This window comes from Gemmatimonas sp., from assembly GCF_044376735.1.
Lineage (GTDB): Bacteria > Gemmatimonadota > Gemmatimonadetes > Gemmatimonadales > Gemmatimonadaceae > Gemmatimonas.
This window is the reverse complement of record NZ_JBILKJ010000019.1, coordinates 24,815-47,691: the sequence shown is the minus strand read 5'-3', so window position 1 is coordinate 47,691 and position 22,877 is coordinate 24,815. Positions and strand designations below refer to the sequence as shown.

Below are 22,877 nucleotides of genomic sequence, written 5' to 3'. Positions count from 1 at the left end.
GCAGGCGGTCGAGTTCGCGCAGCGCCGCCTCGGAGTGATCCGTGCTCACGCGAATCGAGGCCGCGTGATACTCGGTGAGCAGGCGACCGCGATCGCCCAGCCCGTCAGCCACCACCTCGAACATCGTGCCGGTGAGCGCCAGCGGCATCTCCTGATCGAGCCGCGCCATCGTGATGCCGCCCAGCTTCACCACCGCCCCGCTGTCCGGCACCTGCGTACCGTCGAGCACCTTCATGAAGGTGCTCTTGCCGGCGCCGTTCCGCCCCAGCAGACAGACCCGCTCCCCCCGCTCGATGGCGAAATCGGCGTGGTTGAGCACGGGGGGACCCCCGAAGGCGACACTGACGTCCTGCAACGATACGAGCGACATGCCGCACATTAGCTTGCAGCCATGGCCAATGCGACGGACACCTTGGTATCGGCGCGCCTGCCGGAGACCCGATCGGTGCTCCTGTACGACGGAGAGTGCGGATTCTGCGCAGGCAGCGTGCAGTTCGTGCTGCGGCATGAGCCGGCGGCGGCCCGCGCGCGTCTCGCCTTCGCACCGTTGCAGGGACCGTTCGGGAGCCGTGTGCGTGCCCAGTTCCCGGAGCTGATCGGTGTGGATTCAGTGGTGTGGTACGACCCGTCGGGGCCATCGGTGCGGGTTCGGAGTGCGGCCGCCCTCGCCGCCGTGGCCCACCTCGGGGGCGTGTGGGCGGTGGCGGCCGCGCTGGGCCGACTGGTCCCCCGACCGCTCCGCGACGCGGTGTACGACCTGATCGCCCGGCGCCGCTTCGAGATCGCTGCCCCCGCCTGCCTGCTGCCGACCCCGGAGGAACGCTCGCGCTTCCTCTCGTAGGGGCGGTAGTTTCCCGCATGTCTCTCCCCCTCCCCGAGTATGATGGGCTCGATGGACTCGCCATCGCCGATCTGGTGCGCCGTCGTGCCCTGAGCGCCGCCGAGGTCACCGAGGCCGCGCTGGCCCGCATGGCCGCCCGCAATCCACGGCTCAACGCCGTGGTCCGGCCCCTCGACGCGATGGCCCGAACGATGGCCGCCAAGGTCGACCTCGACGCGCCCTTCGCCGGCGTGCCGATGCTGATCAAGGATTTGATGACGACCGTCGCCGGCGTGCCCACCAGCAACGGGACGCGGGTGCTACAGTCCATCGTCCCCGATCACGACAGCGAACTCGTGGCCCGCTACCGGGGCGCCGGGGCCGTGTTCATCGGCAAGGCCAACACGCCGGAACTGGGGCTCACGCCCTACACCGAAAGTGAGGCGCTCGGCCCGGCCCGCAACCCGTGGGATCCCACCAAGACCACCGGTGGCTCGAGCGGTGGGTCAGGGGCCGCTGTGGCGGCGCGTATCGTGCCCATCGCCCACGGAGGCGACGGCGGCGGCTCACTCCGGATCCCCGCCTCGTGTAACGGCGTGTTCGCCATCAAGCCCACGCGCGGCCGTATGCCCACCGGTCCCGATTTCGGCGACGCGTGGCGCGGCTTCGTGCAGGAGCATGTGATCACCCGCAGCGTGCGCGATTCCGCCGCCATGCTCGATGCCACCGCCGGCGAAGATGCCGGCACCCCGGTGGCCTGCCCGCGACAGGATCGGCCGTTCCTCGAGGAGGTCACGCGCGAACCGGGGCGCCTGCGTGTGGCCGTCACCACCACGCCGTTCTTCGGCAGCACCGTGCACCCCGACTGCGTGGCCGCGCTGGAAGACGCCGCGGCGCTGCTGGAATCGCTGGGGCACGATGTGATCCGCGCCGAGCCGGTGGTCGATGCGCAGTCGCTGTCGCAGGCGTTTCTCACCGTGGTGGCGGCCGAGGCGCGCGCCGACATCGAGTGGATCGGCGAGCAGCTCAAGCGCGCCCCGCGCCGCGACGATGTGGAGCTTACCACGTGGGCGCTGGGGCTCGTGGGCAAGGCCGCCAGCGCCGCGGACTACGCGACATCGGTGCGCACGCTGCAAGTTGCCGGGCGCACGGTGGGTCGGTTCTTCACCAACTACGACGTGATGGTTACGCCCACGCTGGGCGCACCACCGTTTACGATTGGCGCGCTGCAACCGAGTGCCGCCGAGCGGGCCATGCTGCGCGTGGTGTCGGGGCTCGGTCTTGGTGGCGTGCTCAAGGCAGCGGGGCTGCTCAATGAGACCGCGAAAAAGGTGTACGGCTTCATTCCCTACACGCCGCTGTTCAATGTGACGGGACAGCCGGCGATGTCGGTGCCGTTGCATTGGAACGCCGCGGGGCTGCCGATCGGTACGCAACTGGTGTCGCGCTTCGGCGACGAGGCCACGCTGTTCCGCGTGGCCGGTCAGCTGGAACGCGCCCGCCCGTGGGCGGGGCGCGTTCCGCCACTGGTGTGATGCGTGATCTGATCAGGCGCTGACTACAGCTTGGTCGCAGGCTTGAGCGTCGCGCCGGGGCTGGCTCGATTCGAACGCGCGAATGTCACGGCAAGCGGCTGGAGGCATCATCGGCGCGCCGCCAGCGCAACCGACGGATCACGGGCGATCCGTCGGTCCGTCGTGCTTCGAACCAGATTAGCAGCGAGTCCCCCGCGACCACGAAGTGGCGGGTGAGCGTTCGCCCCACGTCGCCGGCCGACAGGGCCCCGATCAGTCGATGGGTTACCGTCCCCGCCACCGCGTCCACCTGGTAGGTCCCGAAGTACGCGTCATAGCCACCACTGGCCGCACTGTTGTTCGGATCGGACACCATGGATGGGGCACTCGCCGCCGCTCGCGCACGGTCGCGCGCCATGAGCTGTGCCTGCACATGGCCGCGTGTGTCGTAGCTGATCCAGGCAATGGGATCGGCACCGAGCGGCCCATCGGCAGGCTCGACCCCGCGCGCGGAACTGTCCGTGCGGGACACCAGCGTCCATGTGCCGACGGGAGCCTGCGCGGCAGCAGGGATCGCTGTGCCCACCACGGTGGCAATCGTCCACAAGATTGATGTGCATCGCATCGACTGTACTCGGTGGAAGTGGAAATGGACGTTGCATCGGGGTAGGCAGAGATGAGGCCACCGCCGCCTGCCTTGCGAGCTATTTCCCGAAGAAGGACTAAGGTCTCTTCCAACGGTTACGCAATTGCATTGGGCTACCGTCTGGACGAGAGCGTCTGTCACGCCTACGCTCGGTAGGCGAGCCTTCCGCCGTCGGTGTGATCAGGCGCTGACTACATCTTGGTCGCAGGCTTGAGCGTGGCACCGGCCAACCGGCCCACGCCGCCCAACGTGGTCTGCGCGGCATTGAGTCCCAGTCGGAAATCCTTGTCGGTGTACGTCGACCACACGTCGGTGGGCTGGTGCCAATGCGGGTTCCAGCCATTGCCCGTTTGCGTACCGCGCTCGTTCTCCCGCAAGCTGATCGCGGGAATGAGATCCTGGAACGGTCCCGAGTCGGTGTTGGTCATGTGCGGACCGACCTGCGCCGGGTAGTCGGTGGCGTACTTCGTGTTGGACTGGTGCAGCGCCCACGCCAGCTCCGACGACGCCTTCCACATCTTCGAGTTGATCTGAAACTCGATGTTCACATCGGCTTCGGGGCGCTGCTCCTTGGCCATGGTGCCGTCGGCCTTCGGCATGCCGTGATCCCACATCATCATGTCGTGCTGGATCATCCCCAGCCACTTGGGCTCCGGATACTTCCCCGATCCCTTGGGCTCTTCGATGCCCTGCAGCTTCGCACGCTGCTCGATGTACGCCCGCGCACCGTTCAGGCCACTCTCTTCGTTGTTCCACAGCACGAAGCGAATGGAGCGCTCCGTCTGCACATCAGGACTGCTGAACACGCGGGCCAGTTCCATCACGAGCGCGGTGCCCGAGCCGTCGTCGTTCACGGCCTCGCCCCAGCCGATACCGTCCATGTGCGCGCCTACGATGTACATCTCGTCCGGGTGCGTAGTGCCGATCTTGGTGCAATACACTTCCTGCCGCTCGCCCGGCATGCTCGGCTCCGCATTCAGCGCGCGCAGCTTCGGATCGGGCTGCAACAGGGAGTCGTTGTTCACCCCGGTGCGCGTGCGGATGCCGCGGTTGCGTCCACCGCCCGAGGCCTGCGTGGCCGGCGGGCCCACGCGGCGCAGCGGCGGCTGACCGGGGGCGGGCGGCGCGGCGGCAGGCGGTGCCGCCGGACGTTCGGCCAAGGTGGGCGGCTCGTAGCGATACGTGATGCGCTCGGTGTTCGAGCAGCCGTAGCTCTTGAGCTGCGCCTCGATCCAGTCCACGGCGTCGCGGTTGCGCTTGGTGCCCTGCTTCCGATCGCCGAACTGCGTGAGCCCCTTCAGCGTGGTCTTGTACCGCTCGAGGTCCAGTCGCGCGACCATCAGGGCCACCGGATCGGTGGAGTCGATCGGGGCGATCGCCGGCGGAAGCACCTGCTTCTGGGCCAGCGCCGGCGAGGTCGCCAACACGGCCACGACGGCCGAGACGGACAGGGAGGTAAGCGTGCGCATCGGACGCATGGTGGGGCGGGTGGGAAGGAAAACGTGGCGGGACCTTCAAACCATTCTGACGGACCGCGGCATCCCAGCGTTGAGGTCACCTCTCGGTTCTTGCCCGTGAGCTCAATGCTGGCCGCCGTTTCAAGCTCCGCCCGGTTCGCGCCGCGCGCAACCGTGGCGGCAGCAGGTTCCGTATCCGTCCGCTTGCGCCGGCCGACCATGTAGTTGAGCGTTCGCGCCATGCTCGATATGGCGCAGGACCACAACGCGCGGTCGTGGTGGCACTCCGTGCGGGGCGCGTTGCGCGGCACCAAGCACGATTACACCACCGGCCCGATCGGGCGCTCCATTTTCCTCCTCGCCATTCCGATGGTGCTGGAGATGATCATGGAGAGCCTGTTCGCGCTCTCCGATGTGTTCTTCGTGGCGCGACTGGGCGCGAGCGCGGTGGCCACGGTGGGGCTCACCGAGTCGATGATGATCGTGGTGTACACGATCGCGATGGGGCTGGCTATCGCCGGCACGGCGGTCGTGGCGCGACGCGTGGGCGAGCGCGATGCCGACGGCGCCGCGCGCGCGGCGGTGCAGATGATCACGCTGGGCGTGATCGCCTCGGTACTGATCGGTGTCGCGGGCGCGCTGGCCGCCCCCGCCCTGCTGCGCGCCATGGGTGCGACCGATGATGTGCTGGCCACCGGCACCATGTTCACGCGCGTGTTGTTGGGCGGCAGCGGCACGGCGTTCCTGCTGTTCGTCATCAACGCGGCCTTTCGCGGAGCCGGCGATGCCGCGGTGTCCATGCGCGTGCTCTGGCTGGCCAACGGCATCAACATCGTGCTCGGGCCGATGTTGATCTTCGGCATTGGACCGTTTCCGCAGCTCGGCGTCACGGGGGCGGCCATCGCCACCACCATCGGCCGCGGCACCGGCGTGTGCTACGCGCTGTGGCGACTTACGCGCGGCTCCGGACACCTGCGCGTCACGCGCACGCATGTGGTGTTCGAGTGGGATACCATGCGTTCCGTGCTGCGCCTGTCGGTGAACGCCACCTTTCAGGTGCTGGTGGGCAGCCTGAGTTGGATGGTGCTCATTCGCCTCATGGCGTCGTTCGGCAGCGCGGCCATGGCCGGCTACACGATTGCCGTCCGCATGGTCATGTTCGCCATGCTCCCCGCCTGGGGGCTCGGCAACGCCGCCGCCACCATGGTGGGCCAGGCGCTTGGCGCGCGGAACCCTGATCGCGCGAATGCCGCCGTGTGGACCGCCGCCCGCTACAACGTGGCGTTTCTCGGGCTCATGGGCGCGATCTTCGTGCTGTTCGCCCGGCCGATCGTGGCGGGGTTCACCAGCGATCCCGCCGTGACCGAGGTTGCGGTGTTCGGTTTGCGCATCATGGCGGCGGGCTTCCCGTTCTTCGCCTTCGGCATGGTGCTTACGCAGGCTTTCAACGGCGCCGGGGATACGCGCACGCCCACCAACATCAACATCGCCGTGTTCTGGGCCTTCGAGCTCCCGCTGGCGTGGCTGTTGACCACGCAGACGCGCATGGGCTCACATGCGGTGTTTGTGTCGGTGCTGGCCGCCTACACGCTGCTGGCGGCGGTCAGCGCGGTGATGTTCCGCAAGGGGGCGTGGCGCACGCAGCGGGTGTAGCGGGCGGTGTGCCCGCGGCACTGTCGGGAGCGAGCGCGGCGCGAAGCGATCCCACCAGCGTGCCACGATTGCCGAAGTCCCAGCTGGCACCGTAGCGCAGATCGGCGATCACGAACTGCGGGCTCTTCGGCTTGGCATTCGCGCGCGGCACGATCACCAGCGTGTCGGTCCACTTCACCGTGGGCGGTTGCATGGCATTCGTGAACGCCATCACGGCCAAGGTCGTATCACCGCGCGTGGCAATGCTGCGAATGCCGAACGACGTGTTTCCCTCGAACAGGCTGCTGAACAAGTCGCCGTCGATGAACGGAGGCTTCTCCCTCGGCACCAGGCGTGCCACCGAATCGCGCGCATGCCGCGCCTCGACCAGCAAGCGCACCAGCGTGGAATCGAGGTACGGCTGCACGGCGTCGAGCGCCAGCGAATCGGGCACGCCGCTCACGCCGAGGCCGTCGAGCAGCGTGTAAAACTGCGCCGCCGTTTCGGATGGCGACGACGGCGCGGAAGGACGGCAGCCGGCCGCGGCGGACAGCACAAGCGCCGTAGATGCCGCAGCCAGGCGCAGGCGATGCGTGAACGGCGCGATCACTTGGGCATTCCCGGTTTCGTTCGGCTCGGTACCCGCGACGACAGCGGCGCCGGCGTATACGACGGCACAAATCGACAGCCCTTGGCCGGGTCGTACATCGGGTCCACCGTGGCGCACGATGCCGCCACGGACGTGGGCGTGGGTATGGTACCCCGCTCCACCCACGCCAACAGCGCGCGCATCGCACTCACGTACTGTGCGTCACTCGTGTAACTGTGCTCGCTGTCCTGCGTAAACAGCTGCACCAACGCCTTGCCACGCCCCGCTCGCTCCATCGTGACGCGGAACGTGCTCTCGAGTTCCACGAACGCCGTGGGATCGTCGATGGCGTGCATGGTGAGCACGGGCACCGGAATGCGGCCGGTGGGATCGGCATCGGCGGCCAACGTGGCCACGGCCACGGCATCAGCCGCGTAGCGCGCGATCTTCTCGTTCAATGCCGCACCGCCGGCATAGGCCACTCCCACGGTCGTAAACGGATTCGCGCCGTTCGTCCGCTTCGTCATGATGTCCTGAAAGTGCCACGTGCCCCAGTTCAGGTGCGCGATCAGCGTGCGCTCGGGCACCTTCACCGCCGCAAGAATCGTGGCCAGCTTCTGCGCCTGCTCCGGCGAGCGCGCAGCTGCGGGCTTCCGTACACCAGTGCAGGCATCCACGCGATCCGCCAGCTGCGCGCGCGTGAGCTTCGAGCCCACGGGCAATCCCTGCCAGAGCGGATACTGCGGTTCGTCGGCCCGTGGATGGTCGCCACACACGGCTTGATACACCACGCGCAGATCCATCCGGAAGTCGTACGACAGGCTGGCGCCCCCCAGCACGCCGCTGGTGAGCAGCACGGCGTCGTACGGCACATGCCCCTGCGCATCGCGCGCGCCGAACAGCTCCGCCGTGCGCGCCGCCACGCCGGCGCCCCACGACTGACCGTGCAGGATCGTGCGTTCGGGAACGCCGAACTGCGCGATGAACCGCTGCCGTGAGCGCTCCACATCTTCCGCCGCCGACCGTACGGCCACGCCCCCCTGATGGTACGTGCTCGCCACCACGGCGGAGCCCATGCGCGTCCAGATGTTCCAGCGCGTGAGATCGTCCGCACTTCCCTTCGCATCGGGGGCACCGAGGTCGGGGCCACCATGGGCGTGCACGACAAGCTGCTTGTTCCACGGCGACGGCATGGCGATCCAGTAGAACGCCCCCGCGCTGTCCTTGCCAAGCGAACACTGCGTGGTGGCGGGGATGCCGTCGGGGCATGGCGTGGGTTCGGCGCGAGTCTCCTGCGCGCCACTCGATGCCGCGGCGAGCAGCGACAGCGCGGCGACCGCTCTGACACATCGCGTCACGCTGCCAACCGCGCCGATGCCATCTTCAGCTCCTTGCGCTGCAACTCGCTGCGCAACAGCCACAGCGCGAAGCCGGCCTGCAGCGTCATGGTGAGTACCGAGAGATACCAGACCTGCTTGATCTCAAAGCCCGCACGATGCGACAGCCACCACACCGGCACGGCGAAGGTGAGCAGGCGCGTGCCGCTGGCGATCAGCGAGGGCACAGTGTTGCCGAGCGCCTGGAACATGCCGCCACAGGTGAAGAGGAGTCCCGAGGCCACGAAGTTCCACGAGATCGTGCTCAGGAACTGCGTCGCGACGGCGAGTACGGCGGCCTCCTGGGTGAACCCCCGCACCAGCATGTCGGGGCGCCACTGACAGAGCAGCGTGAGCAACAGCATCGGAATGCTGCCCATGATCGCCGCCCACGTGAACGTGTCACGCACGCGATCGAGATGACCAGCGCCCATGTTCTGGCCGGCCATCGGCGCCGCCGAGAACGCGACGGCCATGGCGGGCAGGAACAGCGACTGCATGAGCCGTGAGCCGATGCCGTAGCCCGCCTGCGCTTCCGGGCCGAACGGCTTGATGGCCGTATAGATCACCGCCGTGAACACGAACATCAGCGCGAACTCCGCACCGGGCGGTACGCCGATCTTGAGCATGCGCGCGAGCACATCGGTGCGCACCGCCAGCAGCTCGCGCCGGAAGCCGACGTAGTGCTCGAGCCGGATGAAGTACAGCAGCATCACGAGCACGCCGATGCCGATCGCCAGTGAACTGGCGAGCCCCGCCCCGGCCACACCGAGCGGGCGCCCCGTTACCCACCCGGCAATGAGAATGGGTGCGAAGACCACGTTGAGCACCACCGTGAGCATCTGCACCAGCATGCCCGGCTTCACGATGCCCGTGCCGCGCAAGGCACTCCCCATGGACACCAGCGCGAACTGGAGCGCGAGCCCGGGGATGTACCAGCGCAGGTACGACGTGCCGGCGGCGATCGTGTCCGCGTTCGACCCCAGGGCGCTCATGTAGCGACCGCAGAGCACGTAGCCGACGACCAGCGTCCCGATGCCGCACACAAAGGCCCACAGCACGCTCTGATTGAACACCAGATTGGCGTCGGGCTGGTCCTTGCGACCCACTGCGTGCGCGATGAGCGCCATGGTGCTCACGCCCAGGATCTGCGTGAACGACATGATGATGAACTGCACGTTGCCGGCCGCACTCACCCCCGCCACCGCCGCGTCACCCAGGCGGGCCACGAAGTAGAGGTCGACCAGGTAGTACAGCGTCTGGAAGATCATCCCCAGGGCCATCGGCACCGCGAGGCGTACGATGTGGCGGGGGATGGAGCCGGTGGTGAGGTCGTTCATCCGTGAAGGCTGCCATCCACGCCTGCCGTTGGCAATCGCCGGTCGCGTCTCTTGCCCATTTCCTGATTGCGTGCTGATTTCCTTGCCTATGCGTACTCCCGCCCCGCTCCGTCTGTGCCCCCGGCGCCTGCTCGCCCTGGCCGTTCCCCTGTTCGTCGCCTGCGCCCCGAAGGGCGACGACAAGCCCGTGATCGGGCTGATCACGAAGACCGAGTCGAACCCGTTCTTCGTGAAGATGAAGGAAGGGGCCGAACAGGCCGCCGCTGCGCAGGGGGCGACGCTGATTGCCGCCGCCGGCCGTACCGATGGTGACAACGCCGGTCAGGTCACGGCCATCGAGAATCTCATGGCTGCCGGCGCCAAGGCCATTCTCATTTCCGCCAGCGACTCCAAGGCCATCGTGCCCGCCATCAAAAAGGCGCGCGACGCCGGCATCCTGGTGATCGCACTCGACAGCCCGACCGATCCGGTGGAGGCCACCGATGCCCTGTTCGCCACCGACAACTACAAAGCGGGGCAGCTCATCGGCCAGTACGCCAAGGCGCGCCTGGGAACCACGCCAGCCAGGATCGCCACGCTCGACCTCATTCCGGGGCACCCCACCAGCGCGCAGCGCCACAACGGCTTCCTGAGCGGATTCGGGCTCCCGTCGTACGAGAAGACGCGCAACGAGCTCGCCCAGCCACCGGAAGTCGTCTGCATGACCGATGCGATGGGTGATCAGGCCAAGGGGCAGACGGCCATGGAGAACTGCCTGCAGGCGCACCCGGACATCAACGTCGTGTATACGGTGAATGAGCCGTCGGCCGCGGGCGCCTTCACCGCGCTCAAGAATGCCGGCAAGGAGAAGGGCGTGTTGATCGTCTCGTTGGATGGGAGCTGCCGCGGGGTGCAGAATGTCGTGGACGGCGCGCTCACCGCGACCGCGCAACAGTATCCGCTTCGCATGGCCGAGTTGGGGGTGGAGGCAGCGATGGCGTTTATCACGACGGCCAAGAAGGCGAGCGGCTACGTGGACACCGGTGTGCAGTTGATCGCGAAGGACAGTGTGGCCGGCGTCCCCAGCCTCGGCGCAGACAAGGCCCTCGGACTCTGTTGGGGCGATAAGTGATCATTCGGCGGCTGGCCTTTGCCGGTCCGTTGGTTGCCTTGCTCTTGGCCTGTACGTTCTTCGCCGTGCAATCGCCGCGCTTCCTGACCGGCGCCAACCTGTCGCTGGTGCTGAGTCAGGTGATGGTGGTGGGCGTGCTCGCCATCGGACAGACGCTCGTGATTCTCACCGGCGGCATCGACCTCGCCTGCGGTATGGTCATGGCGCTGGGGTCCATCGTCATCAGCATGTTGGCGGTGCAGCACGGCTGGCATCCGGCGATGGCCATCGCCGGGGGCATGGGTGTGACCACCATGGTCGGCATGATCAACGGTCTGCTGATTACGCGCATCAAGCTCCCGCCGTTCATCGTCACGCTGGGCACGATGAACATCGCCTTCGCGATCACGCAGCTCGTGTCGCAGGCGCAGACGTTCACCGACTTGCCGCCGCTGCTCACGTGGCTTGGGAACGGCGTGCGCCTGGGGACCACGCCGATCGCGTACGGCGCGCTGGCCATGTTGCTGATGTACGCGCTCGCATTCGTGATGCTGCGCGAGACGGCGGCGGGCCGACACGTGTACGCCGTGGGGAACAACCTCGAGGCCGCACGCTTAGCGGGCATCAACACCAACCGCGTATTGCTCAGCGTGTACGCGCTTTCGGGACTGTGCGCCGGCGCCGCGGCGTTGCTCTCCATCGCGCGCACTGGCGTCGGTGATCCGCAAAGTGGACAGACGGAGAACCTCGACGCCGTGACCGCCGTCGTGCTGGGTGGCACGAGCCTCTTCGGTGGACGCGGGATCGTGCTCGGATCGATCGTCGGCGCGCTCATCGTGGGCGTGTTCCGCAACGGCCTCACGCTGATGGGCGTGTCGTCGGTGTATCAGATTCTCGTCACCGGCGTGTTGGTGATTCTCGCCGTAGCGACCGACCAATGGTCGCGAAGGTCATGAGGACGAGCATATGAGCACGGCGAACGCACCGATGGTGCTCGAGGCGCGTGGCCTGGTGAAATGCTACGGACACGTCACCGCGCTCGATGGCGTCGACTTCGAAGTGCGCGCGGGCGAGATCATGGCCGTGATCGGCGACAATGGCGCCGGCAAGTCGTCGCTCATCAAGGCGCTGTCGGGGGCCATGATTCCCGACGGCGGCGAGATCTGGCTGGATGGCGCGCGCGTGCAGTTCAGCGGCCCGATCGATGCACGTCGCGCCGGCATCGAGACCGTGTATCAGGATCTGGCGCTGGCTCCGGCGATGTCGATCGCGGAGAACGTTTTCCTCGGGCGCGAGCATCGTCGGGCTGGTATCGCCGGGTCGCTGCTGCGCTTGCTCGACCGCACGCGCATGGAGCGGGAAGCCGCCACGCATCTACAGCAGCTCGGCATCGGCATTCGCTCCATCACGCAGCCGGTAGACACGCTCTCCGGCGGCCAGCGCCAAGGGATCGCCGTGGCGCGCAGCGCAGCCTTCGCACGGCACGTGGTCATTCTCGACGAACCGACGGCCGCGCTCGGCGTGAAGGAGAGCGGCATGGTGCTCGACCTCATCACGCGCGTGCGCGATCGCGGATTGAGCGTGATTCTGATCAGCCACAACATGCCGCACGTGTTCGCGCTGGCCGATCGCGTGCACATTCAGCGGCTCGGGCGGCGGGCGGCGCTGGTGCGCACACGCGACATCGCAATGGCGGAGGCGGTGGCGGTCATGACGGGGGCAACGGCATGGCCGGCAGCTCTCGAGTAGTCCGATGATCGATTCGGCGGCTAGCGCAAGCTACGCCAATGGCTTTCAGTCCCTCATGCGCTTCATCGAGTCGCCGGTCTTCACCGCCGGTCTTCACCGCCGGTCTTCACCGCCGGTCTCCGGCGGCGTGGGCTATCTCGCCCGTCGCACGCCCGAAGAGACCGCGACCACGAGGACGATTGAACGTGCGCGCGTGACGGGAGCAGAGACGCGTGCGCGTCGATCTGATCGCCGGGCGAGGGATTCATCACCAACTGCCTGCCCTGCGCCGCCGAGTCGAGCCGCCCCGGGGGCCCACTGTCAGTCGCCACCGGCCCCACGCTCGGCAACGTGGGCATGACCGAGAGGGCGGGAGCGGTGCTGTCGGCGGTCCGTGTTTCCGGCTCGCGCGAGGGCGAGAAGGCGACGAGGGCGAGCCGGCGACGAGGGCGAGCAGGCGAAGCGGGCAGCGGCGAGCACTGCGATGGTGCGAATGACGGAAAGACGCTGAACCGGAAGCCCGTCGCAGCTCACCGTCTCACCGGCCGATCCACCGGGCGAACTTGATCAGAAACACATGGCGCCCCGGGTCGGCGAAGGCACGGCCCACCTGGTTCGCCACGCCGAAATCCGCCGCGTCGAAGTCCGCCTCACGCTGCTGGGACCACACGAAGAAGAGCGACGACCCCGGCTGGTATTCCCAGCGCAGCACCGCATTGCCGCGCAGGGCGCGCACAGTGAAATCCTGCGTCGGCACGAAAAACGGGCGCGCGGCTCCGCTGCCGTCCGGATCCACCGTGAGACCACCCGTGGTGGCGCTCACCCGTCCGCGATCGCGGCCATACTCGGCGAACGCGAAGGTGCGGGGCGTCGTGTATTCCTTGAAGCGCGAGAACTCGCCGGCCGATGCGAACGGCTGCAGGAAGAGCTGCAGCGACAGCCACGGCGAGAAGGTCCAGTCGACCCGCGCATCGAGGCGGGCTTCACGCTGGCGCACATCGGCGAAGACATACCGGCGTCCATACGTGGCCACGGCCAGTGGATCGGTGACGGCCTGGATGTACTGCCCCGTGGTGATGCCACCCCGATAGGAGGGACCGAGCCGGATGCGCGCCTGCGGCACTGGACGCCAGTCGACCTCCAGTTCCACCGAGTGCACGTCACGCCCGCTGCGGTCGGTCGTGCGCTGGGCTCCTACGTTGAAGATGATCGACTTGCGCCCATCGGTGGACAGCCCGATCGAGTGCAGCGTTTCCGTGGGGCGCAGCGCAAGGGGGCCACCACGCAGCAATCGGTCGTTCAGCGTTTCCGGCGAGTACGACAACCGGTAGCTGAGCTCCCAGAAGTTGAGCAGCGTCGTATTCGCAAGGAGACTCGTGCGCGTTTCGTTGCGATCGCCGGCGAAGTTGAAGCCGACCGTCTGGAACACACTGGCGCCCCATTCACGCGACCAGCGGTTCAAGAACGGATTCCGGAATGTCAACGCACTCGAAACAGATCGAGTATCGGAGCGCGTCTGAAACCCGAGATCGTTCGATTCGAACCCGGGGCTCGTTTCTTCATAGGTCACGCTGCCGAGGACGCGCTGACCGGCCAACTTCGCAAAGGAGAGCGCGACGAAGTGGCCGCTGAGTGAGGTGCGGTTGAGGTCGAACTCGAGATGGTCGGCATCGGGGCGTTGCCAGCTGCGGTAATTGGCCGTCTGCAAGCGTCCCATCACCGTTTCGCTCCCCGCCACACGACTGCCACTGAACACGCCGCTCACAGCATACGTGCGGTTGTTCCACGCGTGCTCCCAGTCGAGCCCGGCCACCGTGGCGGCACTCGGCAGGCGCGACGCAAGCACCGTGTCGCGCAAGTCACGACGCGTGTCGGCGAGGAATCCGCCCACCCCCGTATTGCCGCCGCGCAGCAGACGACGCAGCCGCGACACATGATAGTTGGCGCGGGGCTCTACCGGTTCACGCAGCACGCGGCCGTTGTTGAGCTGCACATCGGCATGTTCATGCGCCGTGACCGCATTGAGTACGCCCACCTGCCAACCGCTGGGCGTGGTACCGCTCAACTTGAGCGCGCCGAGGATGGGCGTCTGGGTGGTGATGCGGGTGGCCTGCAGACTGTCGCCGGTCGGGCGACGCTGCGGGGCCCGACCCACGCGGCGGCTGTAGAAGAAACGCGGGGGGTCGTTGTCGTTGAGCGTGCGCGTGTTGCCGAACGCGAACCCGTCGGCGTTTTCGAGAAAGAACGGACGACGCTCCGGGAAGAACACCTCGAACGCCGTGAGATTGACCACGGCCGGATCGGCTTCCACCTGCCCGAAGTCGGGGTTTATCGTGGCCGTGAGCGTGAGCGACTGCGGCAGCTTGAATCGCGCGTCACCACCCACCGCACCGACCAACTTCTGCCCAGGCACGAACGCATTCCGTGCACGCAGCGGCTGACTTTCGAGCTGCGTGCGCACATAGGGAATGAGCTCCGTACGCGACGGCGGCCGCAATGAATCGAGACCGGTAAGGGTACCGAAGCGCGAGACGAAGCCGGGGGCGTCGGCAGGGGTGGGCGCCCAGTAGGCTTCCTCACCGTGACGGGCGATTTCACGCCCGAAGTTCACCCCCCACGGCCGCACCGCGCCGCGGCCGTTCGCAACATCGTAGCGCAGCTGCGAAAGCGGGATGCGAAACTCCGCCGTCCATCCTACACTGTCGATGCGCGCCACCACGTTCCACACCGCATCCCACGTGGCGTCGAAGTTGTCGCCGTCGTCGTTCGTGACGTAACCGTCATTAAGCACACCGCGCGGATTGACACCGAACACGAACGCCGTGCGCTTGTCGCCGTAGCTGTCGAAGCCCACGTAGAACCAGTCGGCGTACAAGTCTTCGGCGTCGCGGCGCCCCAGCTGCTGTGCGATACTGTCGGGCGCCGTGTCAAAATTGCGCACGCCAACATAAAGCGCGTTGGCATCGTAGGCGATCCGCACTTCGCTCTTCTGCGAGGCGGGACGGCCGTTCTGCGGGGTGCGCTGCACGAAGCCCGTGGCCGGGGTTCCGGTTCGCCACACCGGCTCATCGAGCTTGCCATCGATCGTGATCGGCGCCGTAGCCCACTGAGCGTGAAGCGACGGCTGGGCAGCGAGGGGCACGGCGGCGAAGGCAAGTGTCACCGGGACGGCCAATAACGAGAGGTGCCTGAACATCCATGAAACATAATCAGGCACCCTGTTCCCTTGCGCCGCGCCGTCTCAGTTTCCGCGGCGCGCTGCCCGCCCTGGTTACCGCCGCTGTCACCAGGCTCGTGCTTCAAGGGGTCAGAGTCCTTGAAGTTTGCGTCGAGCTTCAAGGGGTCAGAGTCCTTGAAGCTTGCCTCGTGCTCGACGCACTGAGCGCACGCGCGTAACCGTCAGTACGACTGGCCATCGCGGAGCGGGGTCCGCAGATCGTCCAGTTCCTGCAGTTGCAGGCGGTCTTCCCAATGCGGCGCGAGCTCGCCAACGATCCAGCGTATCGCGCCGTGCGCGAGGAGAGCGGCATCGCCGCGTTTCTGCAAGAGCGTGCATGCGTCACGCGGGCGTCGGACCCGGCGACAACGTCGGCACGAAACGTCCCGCCTGCGCCGGAGTGATTGGCGGACGCGTGCGACCGGCATCATCGGCCGAGCGACGCGCAATCCACAGCCACGGGTCGAGAGACGTTTCCACGGCAATGGTGTCTGCTCCCTGCGTGATCTGCACGATGCCCCCATGCGCGGCCTCCAGCACGATCGTGTGCGTGAACAGGAGCACGCCCAGCGCGGCGCCGCGTATGCACGTCGACGGCATGGCGCTCACGGGTAGAGGTGGTAGGGGGCACTGATCGCGCGGAAGTGCTTGAGTTCTGTTTCCCACGCGGCAAAGATCTCCGCGGGTGTACGCCCCGCCTCCAGCATCTGCTTGAGCCGCGGTGTCGCCGCCAGCCGGTCGAGGGTCGCCTCGTTCCAGACGAGCTGGTCGCGGTGCAAGGCGTGTACCGCCCAGAGCATCGCCACGCCCACGCGATACGGTTGCACCGTGCTGCGATCGGTGACGTGAACGCGAATGCCACGCGCCAGGTCGCCGGCGTACATCGGCGGTCTGGCATGGAATGCCTGTTGGACCGGCGTGAAGGTGTCCGCCGCGAAGCGCACCCCCGGAAGTTTCAAGTCGTTCAGTAGCACGACCGCGCGCTCGTGCGCCAGCCAAGGCGCACCGATCAGCTCGAACGGCGCATCGCTTCCGCGCCCCGCTGACACGTTGACCGCCTCGAAGAGGCAGGTCCCTGCGTACGCAATCAGCGACGAGAACGTCACCAGGTTCGGCGATGGCTTCCGCCACGATTGGCCGGTCTGATCGAACCACTGATCCCGGGTCCATCCACGCATCGGCACCACGTGCAATTCTGCCATGCGTCCACCGCGTAGGCGCCGCTCGCCATTGTAGAAGCGTGCCAGTTCACCGGGCGTCATGCCGTGCAGCGCCGGAATGGCCGTGTACGAGCCGAAGCGATAGAACGCTTGCGAGTCGGCCACGAAGCCATCGGCGCCACGCCCACCCAGCGGGTTGGGCCGGTCGAGTACCACAACGCGAATCCCTCGCTCGGCGGCGGCCTCCATGATGAACCCGAGGATGTTGACATGCTCATAGAAGCGGGCCCCGACGTCCTGAATGTCGTAGAGCAGCACGTCCACGCCATCCAACATCTCCGGTGACGGCTTATGCTGTTCGCCATACAGACTGTACTTCGGCACACCGGTGCGGGCGTCGCGGGTGCGCTCTGGGTCGCGCGGCACGGAGTAATCGTTGCTCCGGATGTCGTACTCCATGCCGAAGAGCGCCACCAGCCGCACATCGCGATGTGCCGCGAGCGCATCGGCAAGATGCGAGCCGTCCGCCAGGCGCCCACTGTGATTCGAAACGAGCGCGACCGCACGACCGCGCACCAACTCGGCAAATTCGTTGAACAGGCGATCGGCACCCATCGTCACCACCGGTCGGGTGGAGGTGGACGACTGGGCCGACGTCGCCACTGGGAGCGCGAGCAGGATGAAGGCTAACAGCCCTCGAATGCGTACTGGCATATTCCGCCGAGGTTGTGGTCAGGACGGCTCGCATGAAGCCCTTGCCGCGTACCAGCTAGCGCATCCGGACGGGGTCGGGGACGGTCGTGGCGCAGCCTCGCCAGGTGGAGTCACCGCGCGTGAGCACCGCGCTGGCCGGATAGCGTCGCTCCGATGTCCCGTTACGGCACTCGCCACGCGCAATGACCAAGGTGAACTGCGGATCAACGCTGAAGCGATAGCTGCGGAACACCGCACGACCGTCGGCGTCAAACTCCGGCGCCGAGTATGGGTGGACGGTGCTGTCGGCGCCCGTCCGGCGGAACTGCATGAAGCCGGAGTGTACTTCAACCGACCAGAACGGCTCGGTGCCGATGGCGACGGTCAGCACGACGGGCTTGGGGCGCACGCGGGAGCGGTAGGTGACAATGGACAGGCCGACAAAGGCGATGAGTGCCAGGACTGCACAAAAGGAAGGCGACATATCGGGACGTCTCCAGCGGGACCGTAAGGACGCACGCAGGAATATGGCGGTGGATCGCTCGCTCCGAAACATGGACGAGCCGTTTGTCACCGTGTCTGCCGATGACTGCACCCCGATCTCTCGGTGCGCATTCCGAGACAGGACCGTCCGCGTTCCGTTGCGCCCGCACGCCCCGCGCACATGCTTCCGTCACTCGAAGGGCTGACGCGTCGGCGTCCGGTGTGGATCGTCCTGTCCGAGCTCTGGCTCGATACCGAGCTCACCGATGACGACCATCGCCGCATTGCGGCGGTGCTCCGAGTGTCGGGCTACACCATTCCCGAACTCGAGGCCATCTGCCGATCCGAGGTCGCCCCGGAGGTTTCGGGCAACCTGCGTTCCGTCCGGGATAGGAATTTCAATCGGGCTGGTCCACTATCGGTCGAGCAGACGGCGCGACACAGCCGCGCACGCCGAACGTCCCCGCGTGATCGCGGGGCGTCAGGGGCGCCAGACGCCCGGGTGGGTCGGGGCGTCGGCGGGCGGGCGTGGGGCGCGTGATGCCCCTCGGCTCGCGGGGGCCCGCGTCGATGGCGGGCTCCGCCTGGCCGCCTACAACGTCGACCCGTTGAACGCGCTCACGGCCGCTTCGGCAACGCCCCCAACAGCGCCTGCACCGCCGCATCCAGCTGCGAGTCCTTCCCCGCGTACGATTCACCGATCGGACGTACGACGGGAATGTCGACCGGCCGTGGGTTCATCTCCATGTCTTTGCCGCTGTTGTCGCTGACGCGCGTGCTGGGAAGCCGCAGCGACGTCGCGCCATCGAGCAGGGTCACGTTCGACGTGAAGATGATCCACCCGGCGGTGGGTTCGCCGACCACTTTGCCAAGGCCGAGCGTGCGGTAGCCCTCGGTAAAGTCCTCGCCGTCGGACAGCGTCTGCTGGTTGGTGACGAGAATGGTGGGGCGGTCGAGCATGCGCTGCCCGAGTCCGCTGCGCGCCGGCGTGACGACGCCGGTGCCGCGGTCGGTGAAGTTGAGATAGTTGCGGCGTGCCAGCACATCGATCGCATACACATTCACGAAGCCGCCGTTGTTGTTGCGCACGTCGACCACCACGCCCTCACGCGCCTGATTCTCGGCGTCGAGGTCGAGATACAGTTGGTCGAGCGACGGCTGTCCCATGTCGAGCATGTGCACGTACCCCAGTCGCCCGCCACTCGCCTTGGCGACGTAGGCGCGGCGCTCCTCCACCCACTGCCGGTACACGAGCCCCTTTTCGGTCCCGAGGTTCACGGGGCGCACCACCACCTCGCGCGCCGCGCCGCCTGACGCACCACCGGCGGACGCGATCACGGACAGCACCACGCGACGGCCAACCTTCCCCATCAGCAGCGAATCGACCGACAGTCCCGCACGCACCGGCACGCCGTCGACCGACGCGATGCGTTCGCCGAGCCGCACGTTCGCCACCGCCGCCGGCCCCTGCGCGATGATCTCGCTCACCACGAGACTGCCATCGCGCTCGAGCGCCGCCCGATCGAAGCGCACGCCAAGGCGGCCCACCGGAATGGACACCGCACCCGGCGTGGGACCGGAAATACCGAGATGCGAAGCATTCAGTTCGCCGATCATCAGGGAGAGCACGCGACGCAAATCGTCCGGCGTGCGGCTCCCTTCCACGTACGGCTCGATCTTCGTGGCCAGCGCCGGCCAGTCCACGCCATTCATGCGCTCGTCGAAGAAGTTACGCCCCAGAAAGGTCCACGCCTGCCGGAAGATCGCCTGCTTTTCAGCCGCGAAGTTCACATCCACTTCTGCCGTCGCCGCCACGGAGCGCGCGGCGCGCGATTCCACCACGACAGCCGAAATGCGACCACCTTCCAGGTACCAGAGCTCGCGCGAATCGGCGGACCAGTGCAGCTCGCTCTTGTTGCCCGCCGACGTGGTGAGCGCGCGCAACGTGCTTTCGCGCGCCAGCTCATCGAGGCTCCACGCGTAGATCTGCTGCTGCCCGCCGGCACTCCCGACGAACACCAAGGTGCGACCGTCGGGGCTGATCGCCATGTCGCCAACGCCAAGCCCCTGTGTGGGAAGCATGCTCGCGCGTAACCGAATGTTGTCGAACGCGACAACAACCGGTCGACGCGGCGAGGCGGTGCGCGCACTGTCACGCGGTGCCGCCGGCGCACCGGACGCACCCGATACCACTGGCGCACCCGGGACACTTGGCTGTCCCGGCGCCACCGGTGGTGTGACCGGACTTCTGGGGCCAAACAGATCCCGGAACTGATCCTCGCGGAAGCGCGGCGTGCGCGGCTGCAGGTCGACGCGCACGATGCGCGGCGTTTCGGTGCGCATGGCGCTCCGGTACAGCAGGTACGTACCATCCGGCGACCACAGCACATCGCCCACGTTGGCATCGGAGCCGAAGCTCACCTGCCGAGGCGCACCGCCGTCGAGCGTCGTGACCCACACGTTGGCGAAACCGCGGGCGTCGCTCTTCACGAAGGCCAGCCACCGCGAATCAGGCGCCCAGGCCACCGCGCCACGACTCACGAACGGCGCCTCACTGAAGTCCGATTCGGCCAGACGCCGATCATCGGTCCCGTCGACGCCCACCACGCGCAGTTCGCGTCCGTTGCGCTGATAGGCCACCAGTTTGCCGTCGGGGGACACGCGCGGAGCGACATCGCGACCAGCGCCGCGCGTGAGTTCACGCTCGCTGCGCGTCGACACATCCTGCAGGCGCAGATGCCACGCATTGCCTGTGTTCGACGCCCACACCACACGGCGGCTGTCGGGGAGCCACTCCGGCGTATCCTCGGTCTCGACGGACGCTGTGAGGCGGGTGGCCTCGCCACCGTCGCGAGCCCCCACCACGAACAGTTCGCCGCGGGCAATGAACGCCGCCTTGCGCGTGTCCGGTGAGACCGCGAGCGCGCGGAATCCCTGCGATAGCGTCTGACGTTCGGCGCTCGCTTCGGCGACGACGCCGCGCAGTGTGATCGGCACTTCGGTGGCCGCGTCCTTCGCGACATCGTACCGCCAGATACCGAAGTCCCGCTCGAATACGATCGCGCTGCCGTCGTACGCCATGCTCGGCCAGAGTACCCGTCCACGGCCGAAGCGCGTGACCGCACGCGCCGAACCGCCGATGGTGCGGCGCCAGAGGTTCTCCTGGCCGTTGCGATCGCTCATGTAGTACAGCGTTTGTCCATCCAGCCACATCGGCCAGGCGTCCTTGCCCCCACCAGCGTCACCGACGCGCTCGTACACCGGTGCACCACTCTCGAGATTGCGCACGGTCCAGATCTCGCTCTCGTCGATATGCGAGTGGCCGTGCCGCCACCACTGCCCCGACACCGAACCGCGGGCGGTGATCGCCAGCGCCCGGCCGTCGGGCGACGGGGCGGCCCAGTACTCGCTCGCATATCGATCGGCGGCCACCGCAACGGGCTGTCCGCCAGCAGCCGGCACGCGCCAGATGTCGTTCATGCCGGCGACGTCGCCGCTGCTGCTCGTGAAGTAGAGCGTCTTGCCGTCCCGCGACCACGCATCGAGTCCGTCGCGACCATCGTCAAAGGTGCGGCGCGACAGCGTACCGCTCGCGATATCGAGCACATAGATGTCGCCACCGCCCGTGCGCGTGGACACGAAAGCGAGCGAGCGACCGTCGGGAGAAAACAACGGACGCGACTCAGTCGCGGGGTGCGCCACCAGCAGGCGCGCCACGCCGCCGCCGGTGGCCACGGTCCAGACATCCCCGCCGGCGATGAACGCGATTTCGCGCCCATCGGGGGAGAGACTTGGGTCCGACAGCGCGGACCGGGGCGTGACCAATGCGCCGCCGGCAGGTTGGCCGCTGGCGGTGGCGGCGACTGCGAGCATGCCGGACAGGTGCAGGGCGACGAGCGAGATGCGAACCATGATCAGGTGCCGGAAGGGAGAGCTGGAAGGCGTACGCGAGGTGGGCGCCGCGTGCTCGCGCTACTTCGCCGCCGCCGGAAACGCCGGCAACTTGGTCACATCCCGCTGATCGTGCTGAATGATCACGGTGGCTTTGAGATTCTTGGCGATCCGCTTGAAGCGATCGATACTCGCCAGCGATGCCGCGCGATCGGTGTTGAAGGTGGGCACCCCATCGCTCTCGTAGTTCTCGCGGAAGTGTGACAAGTCGCCGGTGATGAGCACCGGTCCCATGTCGCGCAGCTTCACGAGCAAACTGTGATGACCGGGTGTGTGTCCCGGCATGTTCAGGATCATCACGGAACCGTCGCCGAACACGTCCTTGTCGGCTGCGAGCGGCTCGACCTTGGCTCCGCCGCTGATCCACGGCGCGAAGTTCGCGGGGTTGGTGGCGGCGGCCTGTTTCGGATCGGTGATCGCATCCCAGTCACCCTTCCCGATCAGCAACGTGGCCTGCGGGAAGAGCCGGGTCTGCCCGGTGTGATCGCCATGATAGTGACTGATGCCGACGTACTTCACACTCGCCGTCGGGAGCTTCAGCTCACCCAGCATGTCCACCAGGCTCTGCTTGGGCGCGGTGGCGCCGGGCCCCAGGGCGAAGCCGGTATCCCAGATCAGGTAGTCGTCGTTGTGGCGTACGAGATAGCAGCTATACGTGAGCTGCACCATGAGTCCACTGAACGCGTAAGTGTCGGAGAACCGGAGTCCCACGTCAGTTGGCGGCGCGTTCGTGCCGCAGGACATACGGGTGAGCGTCACCGTGGGAGCCGCCTGGGCAGACACATGCGCCGTTGGCCACGCGATGGCGGCCGTGAGGCTGGCCACGCCGAGTGCAAATGCCGGACGCAGACGCGCGGCGACGGTGCGGAGCGAGCGATTCATGCGAGCATCTCAGCAAAAGAGTAAAGCCGACGACTATCGGAATGCGTTATCGAAGAACGACGGCAGATCGAGCACGAATGACTCAGTGCCAGCGCGACGTCTTGGTGCCCCTCGTTGGGCGAGGGGGGCACGTGGAGCACTCCGTCGATGAGCTCGTAGCGCTGGCCATCGTCGGGCAAGGCGTCGAGCCTGTCGATCGTCCAATCGGCGACCAGTGCGGGCATGGCCATAAGCTGCGATCCTCGGCGCGGGGTTGGCAAGTACGCATGGCGCATCATCCGCGCGGCCTCACGCTGTTG

General features: G+C 67.1%; 20 protein-coding genes. 7 read left to right on the top strand and 13 right to left on the bottom strand.

Features of this window, described 5'->3' with window-relative positions; translation table 11 throughout:
* A partial coding sequence (locus ACIRA7_RS05060) for an ATP-binding cassette domain-containing protein (protein WP_396219740.1) occupies nucleotides 1-370 on the bottom strand: 370 nt, incomplete at its 3' end.
* Nucleotides 371-391: 21 nt separating this feature from the next.
* Here ACIRA7_RS05060 and ACIRA7_RS05055 point away from each other — a divergent pair.
* Both ACIRA7_RS05055 and ACIRA7_RS05050 read left to right on the top strand, forming a co-directional pair.
* The gene (locus ACIRA7_RS05055) at nucleotides 392-841 is read left to right on the top strand and encodes a thiol-disulfide oxidoreductase DCC family protein (RefSeq protein WP_396219739.1); all 450 of its coding nucleotides are present in this window, start codon (nucleotides 392-394) and stop codon (nucleotides 839-841) included.
* A 17-nt stretch (nucleotides 842-858) separates the two neighbouring features.
* Complete coding sequence (locus tag ACIRA7_RS05050; protein WP_396219738.1) at nucleotides 859-2,355, top strand: amidase; 1,497 nt, start codon at nucleotides 859-861, stop codon at nucleotides 2,353-2,355.
* An 85-nt stretch (nucleotides 2,356-2,440) separates the two neighbouring features.
* Here ACIRA7_RS05050 and ACIRA7_RS05045 read toward each other — a convergent pair whose 3' ends face one another.
* Together ACIRA7_RS05045 and ACIRA7_RS05040 are read right to left on the bottom strand one after the other, a co-directional pair.
* Complete coding sequence (locus ACIRA7_RS05045) at nucleotides 2,441-2,959, bottom strand: lipocalin-like domain-containing protein (protein WP_396219737.1); 519 nt, start codon at nucleotides 2,957-2,959, stop codon at nucleotides 2,441-2,443.
* Nucleotides 2,960-3,171: 212 nt separating this feature from the next.
* Entirely contained in the window at nucleotides 3,172-4,449 is a 1,278-nt protein-coding gene (locus ACIRA7_RS05040) for a M28 family metallopeptidase (protein ID WP_396219736.1), read from the bottom strand.
* A 228-nt stretch (nucleotides 4,450-4,677) separates the two neighbouring features.
* Between ACIRA7_RS05040 and ACIRA7_RS05035 the strand changes: the two genes are divergently transcribed.
* Nucleotides 4,678-6,090 carry an MATE family efflux transporter gene (locus ACIRA7_RS05035; RefSeq protein ID WP_396219735.1) on the top strand — a complete coding sequence of 471 codons (1,413 nt, stop codon included), beginning with the start codon at nucleotides 4,678-4,680 and terminating at the stop codon, nucleotides 6,088-6,090.
* On the opposite strand, the gene ACIRA7_RS05030 is transcribed toward ACIRA7_RS05035, so the two are convergent.
* From ACIRA7_RS05030 to ACIRA7_RS05020, 3 genes are read right to left on the bottom strand one after another with little or no spacing between them, the layout of a single operon-like run.
* Complete coding sequence (locus ACIRA7_RS05030; protein ID WP_396219734.1) at nucleotides 6,041-6,679, bottom strand: hypothetical protein; 639 nt, start codon at nucleotides 6,677-6,679, stop codon at nucleotides 6,041-6,043. The two genes, ACIRA7_RS05035 and ACIRA7_RS05030, sit on opposite strands and share 50 nt — an antisense overlap.
* Entirely contained in the window at nucleotides 6,676-8,016 is a 1,341-nt protein-coding gene (locus ACIRA7_RS05025; protein WP_396219733.1) for a hypothetical protein, read from the bottom strand. Before ACIRA7_RS05025 ends, ACIRA7_RS05030 begins: the two co-directional genes overlap by 4 nt.
* Complete coding sequence (locus tag ACIRA7_RS05020) at nucleotides 8,013-9,374, bottom strand: MATE family efflux transporter (RefSeq protein WP_396219732.1); 1,362 nt, start codon at nucleotides 9,372-9,374, stop codon at nucleotides 8,013-8,015. Before ACIRA7_RS05020 ends, ACIRA7_RS05025 begins: the two co-directional genes overlap by 4 nt.
* 88 nt (nucleotides 9,375-9,462) lie before the next feature.
* Between ACIRA7_RS05020 and ACIRA7_RS05015 the strand changes: the two genes are divergently transcribed.
* The 3 genes from ACIRA7_RS05015 to ACIRA7_RS05005 are packed head-to-tail and all read left to right on the top strand — an operon-like array spanning nucleotide 9,463 to nucleotide 12,213.
* Nucleotides 9,463-10,485, top strand: coding sequence for a sugar ABC transporter substrate-binding protein (locus tag ACIRA7_RS05015; protein WP_396219731.1), 1,023 nt, complete (start codon nucleotides 9,463-9,465; stop codon nucleotides 10,483-10,485).
* Nucleotides 10,482-11,420, top strand: coding sequence for an ABC transporter permease (locus tag ACIRA7_RS05010; protein WP_396219730.1), 939 nt, complete (start codon nucleotides 10,482-10,484; stop codon nucleotides 11,418-11,420). The genes ACIRA7_RS05015 and ACIRA7_RS05010 overlap by 4 nt, the downstream gene beginning before the upstream one ends.
* A gap of 10 nt (nucleotides 11,421-11,430) precedes the next feature.
* Entirely contained in the window at nucleotides 11,431-12,213 is a 783-nt protein-coding gene (locus ACIRA7_RS05005) for an ATP-binding cassette domain-containing protein (RefSeq protein WP_396219729.1), read from the top strand.
* Between the two features lie 517 nt (nucleotides 12,214-12,730).
* Here ACIRA7_RS05005 and ACIRA7_RS05000 read toward each other — a convergent pair.
* From ACIRA7_RS05000 to ACIRA7_RS04985, 4 genes are all read right to left on the bottom strand, one after another.
* The gene (locus ACIRA7_RS05000) at nucleotides 12,731-15,388 is read right to left on the bottom strand and encodes a DUF5916 domain-containing protein (protein ID WP_396219728.1); all 2,658 of its coding nucleotides are present in this window, start codon (nucleotides 15,386-15,388) and stop codon (nucleotides 12,731-12,733) included.
* A gap of 363 nt (nucleotides 15,389-15,751) precedes the next feature.
* On the bottom strand, nucleotides 15,752-16,018 hold the full coding sequence (locus tag ACIRA7_RS04995; protein WP_396219727.1) for a hypothetical protein: 267 nt from the start codon (nucleotides 16,016-16,018) through the stop codon (nucleotides 15,752-15,754).
* Nucleotides 16,015-17,283, bottom strand: coding sequence for an exo-beta-N-acetylmuramidase NamZ domain-containing protein (locus ACIRA7_RS04990; RefSeq protein ID WP_396219726.1), 1,269 nt, complete (start codon nucleotides 17,281-17,283; stop codon nucleotides 16,015-16,017). The genes ACIRA7_RS04995 and ACIRA7_RS04990 overlap by 4 nt, the downstream gene beginning before the upstream one ends.
* A 55-nt stretch (nucleotides 17,284-17,338) precedes the next feature.
* Nucleotides 17,339-17,746: a hypothetical protein gene (locus ACIRA7_RS04985; protein WP_396219724.1), complete on the bottom strand. Its 408-nt coding sequence runs from the start codon at nucleotides 17,744-17,746 to the stop codon at nucleotides 17,339-17,341.
* 180 nt (nucleotides 17,747-17,926) lie between these two features.
* Here ACIRA7_RS04985 and ACIRA7_RS04980 point away from each other — a divergent pair, with 180 nt between their 5' ends.
* Entirely contained in the window at nucleotides 17,927-18,286 is a 360-nt protein-coding gene (locus tag ACIRA7_RS04980) for a hypothetical protein (protein WP_396219723.1), read from the top strand.
* A 77-nt stretch (nucleotides 18,287-18,363) separates the two neighbouring features.
* On the opposite strand, the gene ACIRA7_RS04975 is transcribed toward ACIRA7_RS04980, so the two are convergent.
* The 3 genes from ACIRA7_RS04975 to ACIRA7_RS04965 are packed head-to-tail and all read right to left on the bottom strand — an operon-like array spanning nucleotide 18,364 to nucleotide 22,802.
* Complete coding sequence (locus ACIRA7_RS04975) at nucleotides 18,364-21,657, bottom strand: S41 family peptidase (RefSeq protein WP_396219722.1); 3,294 nt, start codon at nucleotides 21,655-21,657, stop codon at nucleotides 18,364-18,366.
* Nucleotides 21,658-21,717: 60 nt separating this feature from the next.
* A complete protein-coding gene (locus tag ACIRA7_RS04970; protein WP_396219721.1) occupies nucleotides 21,718-22,578 on the bottom strand; it encodes an N-acyl homoserine lactonase family protein in 861 nt (286 codons plus the stop codon).
* Nucleotides 22,575-22,802: a hypothetical protein gene (locus ACIRA7_RS04965; RefSeq protein ID WP_396219720.1), complete on the bottom strand. Its 228-nt coding sequence runs from the start codon at nucleotides 22,800-22,802 to the stop codon at nucleotides 22,575-22,577. The genes ACIRA7_RS04970 and ACIRA7_RS04965 overlap by 4 nt, the downstream gene beginning before the upstream one ends.
* Nucleotides 22,803-22,877 lie beyond the last annotated feature (75 nt).